General features: G+C 47.8%; 10 protein-coding genes and 1 pseudogene. All 11 read left to right on the forward strand.

Translation table 11 applies throughout. The annotated features are described in order from the left end of the window. Positions 1-138 precede the first annotated feature (138 nt). The 11 genes and pseudogenes from hemC (at position 139) to FM037_RS30495 (ending at position 12100) form a co-directional block, all read left to right on the forward strand. On the forward strand, positions 139-1068 hold the full coding sequence (hemC, locus tag FM037_RS25055) for a hydroxymethylbilane synthase (RefSeq protein ID WP_144048244.1): 930 nt from the start codon (positions 139-141) through the stop codon (positions 1066-1068). A gap of 43 nt (positions 1069-1111) precedes the next feature. Then, complete coding sequence (locus FM037_RS25060; protein WP_144048245.1) at positions 1112-1840, forward strand: uroporphyrinogen-III synthase; 729 nt, start codon at positions 1112-1114, stop codon at positions 1838-1840. Between the two features lie 64 nt (positions 1841-1904). Beyond that, complete coding sequence (locus tag FM037_RS25065) at positions 1905-3080, forward strand: uroporphyrinogen-III C-methyltransferase (RefSeq protein ID WP_144048246.1); 1176 nt, start codon at positions 1905-1907, stop codon at positions 3078-3080. Next, a pseudogene (locus FM037_RS25070) lies at positions 3077-4245 on the forward strand (heme biosynthesis HemY N-terminal domain-containing protein). Before FM037_RS25065 ends, FM037_RS25070 begins: the two are co-directional and overlap by 4 nt. A gap of 283 nt (positions 4246-4528) precedes the next feature. Beyond that, complete coding sequence (locus FM037_RS25075) at positions 4529-8326, forward strand: retention module-containing protein (protein ID WP_185976905.1); 3798 nt, start codon at positions 4529-4531, stop codon at positions 8324-8326. Next, entirely contained in the window at positions 8281-8703 is a 423-nt protein-coding gene (locus FM037_RS30490) for a VCBS domain-containing protein (RefSeq protein WP_144049130.1), read from the forward strand. The genes FM037_RS25075 and FM037_RS30490 overlap by 46 nt, the downstream gene beginning before the upstream one ends. Then, entirely contained in the window at positions 8658-9080 is a 423-nt protein-coding gene (locus FM037_RS25085) for a VCBS domain-containing protein (protein ID WP_144049131.1), read from the forward strand. The genes FM037_RS30490 and FM037_RS25085 overlap by 46 nt, the downstream gene beginning before the upstream one ends. Then, positions 9035-9457: a VCBS domain-containing protein gene (locus tag FM037_RS25090; RefSeq protein WP_144049130.1), complete on the forward strand. Its 423-nt coding sequence runs from the start codon at positions 9035-9037 to the stop codon at positions 9455-9457. The genes FM037_RS25085 and FM037_RS25090 overlap by 46 nt, the downstream gene beginning before the upstream one ends. Before the next feature lie 110 nt (positions 9458-9567). Continuing rightward, positions 9568-10968, forward strand: coding sequence for a VCBS domain-containing protein (locus tag FM037_RS25095; protein WP_407695676.1), 1401 nt, complete (start codon positions 9568-9570; stop codon positions 10966-10968). Beyond that, the gene (locus FM037_RS25100; RefSeq protein WP_144049130.1) at positions 10923-11345 is read left to right on the forward strand and encodes a VCBS domain-containing protein; all 423 of its coding nucleotides are present in this window, start codon (positions 10923-10925) and stop codon (positions 11343-11345) included. The genes FM037_RS25095 and FM037_RS25100 overlap by 46 nt, the downstream gene beginning before the upstream one ends. After that, on the forward strand, positions 11333-12100 hold the full coding sequence (locus FM037_RS30495) for a VCBS domain-containing protein (RefSeq protein ID WP_407695677.1): 768 nt from the start codon (positions 11333-11335) through the stop codon (positions 12098-12100). The genes FM037_RS25100 and FM037_RS30495 overlap by 13 nt, the downstream gene beginning before the upstream one ends. Positions 12101-12114 lie beyond the last annotated feature (14 nt).

The following is a 12114-nucleotide window of genomic DNA, read 5'->3' on the forward strand; positions in this document are numbered from 1 at the left end:
GGAATAAATGAGACCAAGATCACACTTTTAACTGAAGTAGTTTTGGGCAGAGGTCAAAGAATCAAACCCCGTTTGTTACATCTATTCCTAAGCAATGTTAGCATTACTGCATCTAAGGCCTCTGATGGAACATCGAGCATGTCTCAAAACGTCATTCGAATCGCAACACGTAAAAGCCCCCTTGCACTCTGGCAAGCTGAATTTGTAAAAGCAGAACTAGAAAAATTTCATCCAGGTTTGACCGTTGAACTTCTCCCTATGAGTACTAAAGGTGACATCATCTTAGATACTCCATTGGCAAAAGTAGGTGGTAAAGGCTTGTTCGTTAAAGAACTTGAAGTCGCCATGCTAGAAGACAGAGCCGACATTGCCGTTCACTCGATAAAAGATGTACCGGTAGACTTTCCGGACGGCCTAGGGCTCGAGGTGATTTGTGAACGCGAAGATCCACGCGATGCATTCGTTTCAAACAACTACAAGTCTATCGGCGACCTTCCTCTGGGAGCCGTTGTTGGCACCTCAAGTCTGCGACGCCAGTGCCAGATTAGAGGCATGCGACCCGATCTAAAAATCACCGATCTTCGTGGCAACGTTGGTACACGATTAGGCAAGCTAGATGCTGGAAATTATGATGCTATCATACTCGCCGCCGCAGGCCTTAAACGTCTAAAACTTGAAGAGCGTATCACTAGTTTTATCTCAGCCGAAGATTCTTTGCCAGCTAACGGCCAAGGCGCTGTAGGTATCGAGTGTCGTACTAATGATGAGCGTGTAAAAGCCCTGCTCGCACCACTTGAGCATGCAGAGACTCGTTTTCGAGTGACTGCAGAACGAGCGATGAATACTCATCTGGAAGGTGGATGTCAGGTACCGATCGGCGCATTCGCCGAAATCCAAGGTGATACTCTAACACTACGCGGCTTAGTGGGTAACCCCGATGGCAGCAAGATAATCACAGGCACCAGTGTTGGACCAAAAACTAACGCTAAGGCGATAGGAATCACGCTTGCCGAAGAACTACTTGGCAAAGGCGCAAAAGAGATTCTTGATGCCGTTTATATCAAGTAATTGATACTTTCAGTGAATAGCAATCAATGACTCCTGACTCAAGATGAAAGTATTACTAACCCGCCCACATGGGCGAAATCAGTTAATGGTTGAGGCGCTTCTAGCCAGAGGCGTCGCACATCTTGTCACGCCTTTACTTCAAGTAGAAGCCACTCAGGTGCAGCAACAAAGTCACGGCATGGCTTTATTTAAGCGTGCGGATATCATCATATTTATCAGCACCAATGCTGTAAAATTTGCCGCCAAAGCAATTAAGCAAATCTGGCCCCTAGAGGCACAATTTTACGCAGTTGGTGAAGCGACCCTAAACGCGCTTTCAAAATTGGGCATCTCAGCCCAAGAAGCCCCTCAAGATTGTCAACAGACCGAAGGGTTACTCACACTCCCCCAACTCCAATCTCTCTCTAGAAAGAAGATCGTCATAGTTCGAGGGGTCGGTGGAAGAGAAGCACTGGCTAGTGAATTAATCCATAGAGGCGCCGATGTTAGCTATTGGGAAGTTTATCGTAGGACATGCCCGACATTAACATCGCAAAGCAACGCACAGGCCTGGCAACAAGCCAAAATCGACACGATAGTCATCACCAGTGGCGAAATTCTCGATAATCTAATCAAACTTGTACCAAAAGAGTTATTTGCTTGGCTGCGTGCATGTCATATTATAGTCCCTAGCTCACGAGTACAGGAACAGGCTATTGCCAATGGATTTCAGCAAGTTACCAATGCAAAAGCGGCTAACTGTAAGGCAGTGCTTGCAGCCCTAGGCTTGTAACGTTCGCCTGTAAACGCGCTAAACTCGTCATTTTTGTAGCTGTATCGCTTTAAGGGACTGTTTAATGGACAAGAAAAAATTAGATGATAATGCTGTAGAAGCACATACAGAGTTAAACTCTGAAGTAAATGCTAATAATGCCGCTGTGGTAGTCAATAAAGAACCTAAGACTGCTGACACTCCCTCAAAACAGATCCATAGTAAATCAGATACTAACGCCAAGCGTTCCGGTGTCTCTTGGGGATTTTTGTTCAATCTAGTTTTTATCTTACTGCTAACCTTTGTCACTTGCGGCGGCGGATATTACCTCTATCAAGAACTTGCTGTTCAAAAAGACAGAGCTCAGGCGCTATCCATTGAGCTGAAACAAGCCTTGAATGAACCGGCCAAGCAAATTTCGAGACTCGAAAGAAAACAAGATAAACTCGCCAGCAGCACAAACTCTGGCATAGATAAACTGACAAACAATCAGCTCCAACTGAGTGACAGAGTAGCCAAACTGGCTCAGCGTAACCCCAATCACTGGATGGCAGAGGAAGCAAAATACTTGGTCAGAATGGCGGGTAATAAGCTTTGGCTTGAAAAAGATCCCAGCACATCGGCTAGTTTACTCAAGGCTGCGGATGACCGTATAGAATCGATGAAAGATCCCTCGCTAACGCCATTGAGAAAAGCGTTAGCATCTGACATAGCATCTGTGTCCGCAATCAAGAGCACAGACATTGCAGGGACCGTGCTGACTCTGGATAACATGATAGAGCATCTAAACCAGCTACCATTAAATAGAGTCGATGTGACCAATGCGGCTAATCGCCCAACCAGCCCTGAGATGACAGAGTCGATAGATGATTGGCAAGATAATCTCGCTAAATCCTGGAAGGCATTTATGGACGATTTTGTGGTCATTCGTAAAAGGTCCACAGATATCACGCCCATACTCACACCGGATCAACAATGGTACCTAGTTGAAAATGTCAGAAATAAACTACTTCAATCTCAGCTTGCTCTATACCGACAAGATCAGGTTAATTATCGACAATCTTTGACCCTTGCAAGGAAGTGGATCTATCAATACTTCGATCTCAGCAAAGCTCAAACTAAAGAAACACTAGCAGCACTCGATGCATTAAGTACCTTAGAAATTCAGACGCCGAGTATTAACCACTTTCAATCGACTCCCATGCTTCAACAGTTGGCTACCCACGGTAACTTGATGGTGACTGAAGAGGTTTCCCTATGACACGCGTATTAATCTATCTGGGAATTATTTTATTCGGTCTCTGTATCAGTCCTTTTTTTGAAGGCATGAATGGTTACCTGTATTTCACCATATGGGATTACGAAGTTGAGACAGGTGTCCTTTTTGCGGTTATCGCGCTTATCGTTTTTTACGGTTTACTGCAGCTAACTGAATGGGTGATTATTTTCATACTGAACCTACTACTTAGCAGCCGTCTGCTCCCCGAAAAATGGCGCAGAAAAGCCGCAAGGAAACACACCCTAGTGGGGGCTCTCGCATTAGCGGAAGAGGATTGGTCCACAGCCGAAAAAGCCATGATTAAAGGTGCAGAGAAAGGTGAGCTGCCAACCCTTAATCTACTTGCCGCAGCAAGAGCTGCCCAGCATCAAAATAATACCGAGTCACGAGACAAATACCTGCAACAAGCGGAACAGGAGCCATTGGCTATCAAGGCTGTGAGCACTAGCCGCACCCGATACTTACTCCAACAAGGAGAGCTAGACAAAGCCAGAATAGAGCTAGATAAACTCTCCCCACGAGTAAGAGCAAACAGCCGGTGTTAAGATTGGCCTTGGAGTTATATCAAGCTCAAACCGACTGGCATGCACTAAAGTTACTGCTGCCAATAATTAAGAAGCGCCAAGTACTTAGTGATGATGATTACCTACACCTCTCAATTATCACCAATAATGCTCTGCTTATTCAGGCACAATCCAGCAGCGAACAAGAATTAGAAAAGGTATGGCACTGGTTAAGTAGACCCGAAAGAAAAGAGCCACAATATCTAGCCAACTACTGCCTAGGTCTGCATAACTTCAACCGTGAAACAGAGGCTAAGAAACTCTTAATGAAACAGATAAAGAGCAAGCTTTGTTCAGATACCTCGGTGGCGCTTGCTAAGATACTTTCCCCTACTGATGTCGAAGAGAGAAAACAGATATTTTCACTTGAGAAAAAGTACGGTGAAGAGGTCAACTTCCAAATATTACTGGCCAAGCTCCATTCGCAAAATAAAGATTATCGTCAAGCCATGACATACTGGAAAAAAGTTTGTCATCAGCAACCCAACAAAGCCAACTGGCTGGCTTTAGCTGAAACCCATGAGCATCTTGGCGAACAAAATGGGGCCATTCAAAGTTACCGACAAGCCGCAAGCGCTGGTTAATTCTTATACGATTATAAACTAAAAAAGTCACCTTCTAGGTGACTTTTTTATTTAGAACTGCAACCTAACTTATTTCAACAATGCCAAACAGCTGAATAACTTTTAGTTTTCAGTTTTCACTGATAAAAACCCAATATTCATGCCAGCTGTAGCTGATAGTCATTAATTTGACTCACCGTCAATTAGAGCCACACTCAAAACAATATGTGTAATAGCAGAAATTTATTTCTGAACAATCAATTTGCAGCTGACGTCTTGGAAGAATCGGCTCTAGGGTATGATTATGGGTGTTTCAGTAGCTAAACAGGACGCAGTTGTCACTAATCTTGTGGGCCAATTAAAGGCCAAAGATGAACAAGGGAATATCAGAGATGTGACTATAGGCGATCTCATTAGAGATGGTGAACAACTGATCTTTTCGCCAAATTCTCAGTTCATCTTACAGATGGCAGATGGAACGATAATTACAGAGACACACTTTGCCGAACCGATACCAGAAAGCTCCTTAGGGGCTGCTCCTGAATTTGCTACAGCACCAGTTTCAGCGGATGCTGAAATTGCCGCCTTACAAGCACAAATTTTAGCGGGTGAAGATCCTACCGCGGGCCTCCCTGAAACCGCAGCAGGAACTGCCGCTGGTGGTGGAGGAAATCAAGGTGGATCAGACTATATAACCTTAGGTAGAACGGGTGATGAAACATTAGCAGGAGCCGGCTATGACACCTCAGGTTTTGGCTTTGCTCCCGCCCCCACAGAGGACCCCTTGATTTTAACTGCGGAAATTCCTGCTCTCCCAACAATAGATGCAAGTAGCGTTACTTTACTTGAAGCTAATTTATTGCAGGGCTCAAACCCATTAGCAACAGCTTTAACTCAATCAAATAGCCTACAATTTGATGTACAAGCAGGGATATTTAGCTTAACCATTAATGGCATAGATATTTTTGTTGGAGGCTTGTTTGTTGGCCCGATAACCATAACAACAACCAACGGCATATTAGTCATTACTGGCTTCGACCTAGATAGCGGTACGCTTGATTATAATTTCTCAATGACCAGTAGCGTTGACAATACGGCATCCGATACTTTCTCGCAAACCTTCACCACCTTAGTAACCGATTTGGAAGGAAACACATCAGCTTCTGCAATCACTGTCAATATCATAGACGATAGCCCTGCGGGTGTAGCCGACACAAACAGCGTTTCAGAAGATGGTGATGCCACAATTTCAGGTAATGTACTACTCAACGATACACAAGGTGCGGACTCGGCAATCGTGTCACAAATTTCTAATTCAGACGGAACCATTGTGGCAGTATCAGAAAGTACCAGCATTTCTGGTAGCTTCGGTCTATTACAAATATCTGCAGATGGTAGCTATACCTATCAGCTAGATAACTCATTAGATAACATACAGGCACTAGCGGAAGGGGAGCAAGTTACTGAAACATTTACCTATCAGTTAACAGATGCCGATGGCGACAGTGTACAGGTGACCTTGTCAATCACTGTAACCGGTACAAATGATGAGCCCGTTGTCGTGGTTATTGACCCTGATGGCCCAGATGGACCCATTCTTCCTGGTGACGAAGGTTTAGTCATCGAAGCGGGTAATGAGGATGACGGCACCATCGTTCCCGGTATCATCACTGCAACAGGTAGTTTAACTGCCACTGATGTCGATAATGGATCCATTTTGACTTGGAGCGGAGATGCTAGCGGAGAGTTTGGTAGTTTAGTCATTGATCCAATAACTGGCGAGTGGACTTATAGCTTAGATAATTCATTGGCGGATAGCTTATCAGAAGGAGAAGTCGTTACAGACCTATTTACCGTCACAGTCACGGACGAGTTTGGCGCAACTCAAACTCAGGTAATCACAATCACTGTAAATGGTACAAACGATTCACCAACAATAACCTCTGGCATTGAAAGTGCCACGGGAGCGGTCACAGAAGTCGATGATCCTCAAACATCCATTGTAACTGGAACTTTAACAGCTACTGATGTCGACGATGGGGCAGTTTTAAGTTGGAGTGGTAACGATACCTCAGCCCTTGGTAGTTTTGTCATTGACCCAAGCAGTGGCGAGTGGACTTACACCGCAGACAATAGTGCTTCCGACAGTCTCGCAGAAGGCGAGCAGGTTGTTGAAACCTTCCTCGTCACCGTCACCGATGAATTTGGCGCAACCGATACCCAACTTGTCACAATCACCGTCACAGGTACCAACGATAACCCCATTATAACCCCTCCACCTGAAGAGCAAGAAGGTGACGGTTACGATACAGGTACAGTAATCGAAGCGGGTAATCTCGATGATGGTACCCTCGTTGCTGGTAACCCAACAGCAACTGGTATGCTCGAAGCAACCGATGTCGATAACGGTGCAGTGCTCACCTGGAGTGGCGATACAACAGGCAGCTTAGGTAGCTTCTCTATAAACTCCGATAATGGCGAGTGGACCTATAACTTAGACAACGATGCCGCCGACAGTTTAGCCGAAGGACAATCCACTCAAGAGCAGTTTCTGGTCACCGTCACCGATGAGTTCGGTGGCACCGATACCCAACTCGTAACCATCACGATTATCGGTACAAACGATAGCCCTGTTATCACATCAACAGTTGATGATGCCACTGGAGCGGTAACTGAGTTTGATGAAGATGAGCAACAGCAAACTGGTGAGCAAATCGCAACAGGTACACTCACCGCCACCGATGTCGATAATGGCGCAGTATTAAGCTGGAGTGGTAACGATACCTCAGCCCTTGGTAGCTTTGTCATCGAGCCAAGTTCTGGCGAGTGGACTTACACCGTAGACAATAGCGCGTCTGACAGTCTCGCCGAAGGGGAGCAGGTTGTTGAAACTTTCCTCGTCACCGTCACCGATGAGTTCGGTGCAACCGATACGCAACTGGTCTCTATCACCATCACCGGCACCAACGATAATCCCATTATTACCCCTCCACCTGAAGAGCAAGAAGGTGACGGTTACGATACAGGTACAGTCATTGAAGCCGGTAACCTCGATGACGGTACCCTTGTTCCTGGTAGTCCAACAGCAACTGGTATGCTCGAAGCGACCGATGTCGATAACGGTGCAGTACTCACCTGGAGTGGCGATGCAACAGGCAGCTTAGGTAGCTTCTCTATAGATCCCGATACCGGCAAGTGGACCTATAACTTAGACAACGATGCCGCCGACAGTTTAGCCGAGAACCAATCAACTCAAGAGCAGTTCCTAGTCACAGTAACCGATGAATTTGGCGGCACAGATACCCAACTAGTGACTATCACGATTATCGGTACAAACGATAGCCCTATTATCACCTCCTCCGTTGCAGATGCCACTGGTGCGGTGACTGAATTTGATGAAGATGAGCAACAGCAAACTGGTGAGCAAATCGCAACAGGTACACTGACTGCCATCGATGTCGATTCAGGTGCCACATTAACTTGGAATGGTAATGACACCTCAGCCTTAGGTAACTTTATCATTGACCCAAGCAGTGGCGAGTGGACTTACAGCTTAGACAATAGCGCGTCTGATAGTCTCGCAGAAGGCGAGCAGGTTGTTGAAACCTTCCTCGTCACTGTCACCGATGAATTCGGCGCAACCAATACGCAACTAGTCTCTATCACCATCACCGGCACCAACGATAATCCCATTATTACCCCTCCACCTGAAGAGCAAGAAGGTGAAGGCTACGATACTGGCACGGTTGTCGAAGCCGGGATTATTGATGACTTTGATGCTAACCCTGCCAACAATAACACCCCTGAGCCCGGTATCGCCGCCATCAGTGGCACCCTGTCTGCCACCGATGTCGATAACAACGCCAGCTGGACCTGGTCTGGTGATGATTCCGGTACTTACGGTGAGTTTGTCATAGACTCTGTTACTGGCGAGTGGACCTATACCCTCAACGATAGCGATCTGGTTAACGAGCTCGCCTCCAATGAGAGTCATAATGAAATTTTCACCGTCACCGTTACCGATGAGTTTGGGGGACCGATACCCACGATGTCACCATCACTGTCGAAGGTACCAACGATGCACCGATTATCACCACCTTAGATGCCGAAGATACTGGCACGGTTGTCGAAGTCGGGATTATTGATGACTTTGATGCTAACCCTGCCAACAATAACACCCCTGAGCCCGGTATCGCCGCCATCAGTGGCACCCTGTCTGCCACCGATGTCGATAACAACGCCAGCTGGACCTGGTCTGGTGATGATTCCGGTACTTACGGTGAGTTTGTCATCGACTCTGTTACTGGCGAGTGGACCTATACCCTCAACGATAGCGATCTCGTTAACGAGCTCGCCTCCAATGAGAGTCATAATGAAATTTTCACCGTCACCGTTACCGATGAGTTTGGGGGACCGATACCCACGATGTCACCATCACTGTCGAAGGTACCAACGATGCACCGATTATCACCACCTTAGATGCCGAAGATACTGGCACGGTTGTCGAAGTCGGGATTATTGATGACTTTGATGCTAACCCTGCCAACAATAACACCCCTGAGCCCGGTATCGCCGCCATCAGTGGCACCCTGTCTGTCACCGATGTCGATAACAACGCCAGCTGGACCTGGTCTGGTGATGATTCCGGTACTTACGGTGAGTTTGTCATCGACTCTGTTACTGGCGAGTGGACCTATACCCTCAACGATAGCGATCTCGTTAACGAGCTCGCCTCCAATGAGAGTCATAATGAAATTTTCACCGTCACCGTTACCGATGAGTTTGGGGGACCGATACCCACGATGTCACCATCACTGTCGAAGGTACCAACGATGCACCGATTATCACCACCTTAGATGCCGAAGATACTGGCACGGTTGTCGAAGTCGGGATTATTGATGACTTTGATGCTAACCCTGCCAACAATAACACCCCTGAGCCCGGTATCGCCGCCATCAGTGGCACCCTGTCTGCCACCGATGTCGATAACAACGCCAGCTGGACCTGGTCTGGTGATGATTCCGGTACTTACGGTGAGTTTGTCATCGACTCTGTTACTGGCGAGTGGACCTATACCCTCAACGATAGCGATCTCGTTAACGAGCTCGCCTCCAATGAGAGTCATAATGAAATTTTCACCGTCACCGTTACCGATGAGTTTGGGGGACCGATACCCACGATGTCACCATCACTGTCGAAGGTACCAACGATGCACCGATTATCACCACCTTAGATGCCGAAGATACTGGCACGGTTGTCGAAGTCGGGATTATTGATGACTTTGATGCTAACCCTGCCAACAATAACACCCCTGAGCCCGGTATCGCCGCCATCAGTGGCACCCTGTCTGCCACCGATGTCGATAACAACGCCAGCTGGACCTGGTCTGGTGATGATTCCGGTACTTACGGTGAGTTTGTCATAGACTCTGTTACTGGCGAGTGGACCTATACCCTCAACGATAGCGATCTCGTTAACGAGCTCGCCTCCAATGAGAGTCATAATGAAATTTTCACCGTCACCGTTACCGATGAGTTTGGGGGGACCGATACCCACGATGTCACCATCACTGTCGAAGGTACCAACGATGCACCGATTATCACCACCTTAGATGCCGAAGATACTGGCACGGTTGTCGAAGTCGGGATTATTGATGACTTTGATGCTAACCCTGCCAACAATAACACCCCTGAGCCCGGTATCGCCGCCATCAGTGGCACCCTGTCTGCCACCGATGTCGATAACAACGCCAGCTGGACCTGGTCTGGTGATGATTCCGGTACTTACGGTGAGTTTGTCATCGACTCTGTTACTGGCGAGTGGACCTATACCCTCAACGATAGCGATCTCGTTAACGAGCTCGCCTCCAATGAGAGTCATAATGAAATTTTCACCGTCACCGTTACCGATGAGTTTGGGGGGACCGATACCCACGATGTCACCATCACTGTCGAAGGTACCAACGATGCACCGATTATCACCACCTTAGATGCCGAAGATACTGGCACGGTTGTCGAAGTCGGGATTATTGATGACTTTGATGCTAACCCTGCCAACAATAACACCCCTGAGCCCGGTATCGCCGCCATCAGTGGCACCCTGTCTGCCACCGATGTCGATAACAACGCCAGCTGGACCTGGTCTGGTGATGATTCCGGTACTTACGGTGAGTTTGTCATAGACTCTGTTACTGGCGAGTGGACCTATACCCTCAACGATAGCGATCTCGTTAACGAGCTCGCCTCCAATGAGAGTCATAATGAAATTTTCACCGTCACCGTTACCGATGAGTTTGGGGGGACCGATACCCACGATGTCACCATCACTGTCGAAGGTACCAACGATGCACCGATTATCACCACCTTAGATGCCGAAGATACTGGCACGGTTGTCGAAGTCGGGATTATTGATGACTTTGATGCTAACCCTGCCAACAATAACACCCCTGAGCCCGGTATCGCCGCCATCAGTGGCACCCTGTCTGCCACCGATGTCGATAACAACGCCAGCTGGACCTGGTCTGGTGATGATTCCGGTACTTACGGTGAGTTTGTCATCGACTCTGTTACTGGCGAGTGGACCTATACCCTCAACGATAGCGATCTGGTTAACGAGCTCGCCTCCAATGAGAGTCATAATGAAATTTTCACCGTCACCGTTACCGATGAGTTTGGGGGACCGATACCCACGATGTCACCATCACTGTCGAAGGTACCAACGATGCACCGATTATCACCACCTTAGATGCCGAAGATACTGGCACGGTTGTCGAAGTCGGGATTATTGATGACTTTGATGCTAACCCTGCCAACAATAACACCCCTGAGCCCGGTATCGCCGCCATCAGTGGCACCCTGTCTGCCACCGATGTCGATAACAACGCCAGCTGGACCTGGTCTGGTGATGATTCCGGTACTTACGGTGAGTTTGTCATCGACTCTGTTACTGGCGAGTGGACCTATACCCTCAACGATAGCGATCTCGTTAACGAGCTCGCCTCCAATGAGAGTCATAATGAAATTTTCACCGTCACCGTTACCGATGAGTTTGGGGGACCGATACCCACGATGTCACCATCACTGTCGAAGGTACCAACGATGCACCGATTATCACCACCTTAGATGCCGAAGATACTGGCACGGTTGTCGAAGTCGGGATTATTGATGACTTTGATGCTAACCCTGCCAACAATAACACCCCTGAGCCCGGTATCGCCGCCATCAGTGGCACCCTGTCTGCCACCGATGTCGATAACAACGCCAGCTGGACCTGGTCTGGTGATGATTCCGGTACTTACGGTGAGTTTGTCATCGACTCTGTTACTGGCGAGTGGACCTATACCCTCAACGATAGCGATCTCGTTAACGAGCTCGCCTCCAATGAGAGTCATAATGAAATTTTCACCGTCACCGTTACCGATGAGTTTGGGGGGACCGATACCCACGATGTCACCATCACTGTCGAAGGTACCAACGATGCACCGATTATCACCACCTTAGATGCCGAAGATACTGGCACGGTTGTCGAAGTCGGGATTATTGATGACTTTGATGCTAACCCTGCCAACAATAACACCCCTGAGCCCGGTATCGCCGCCATCAGTGGCACCCTGTCTGCCACCGATGTCGATAACAACGCCAGCTGGACCTGGTCTGGTGATGATTCCGGTACTTACGGTGAGTTTGTCATCGACTCTGTTACTGGCGAGTGGACCTATACCCTCAACGATAGCGATCTGGTTAACGAGCTCGCCTCCAATGAGAGTCATAATGAAATTTTCACCGTCACCGTTACCGATGAGTTTGGGGGACCGATACCCACGATGTCACCATCACTGTCGAAGGTACCAACGATGCACCGATTATCACCACCTTAGATGCCGAAGATACT

This window comes from Shewanella psychropiezotolerans (genome assembly GCF_007197555.1).
Classification (GTDB): domain Bacteria; phylum Pseudomonadota; class Gammaproteobacteria; order Enterobacterales; family Shewanellaceae; genus Shewanella; species Shewanella psychropiezotolerans.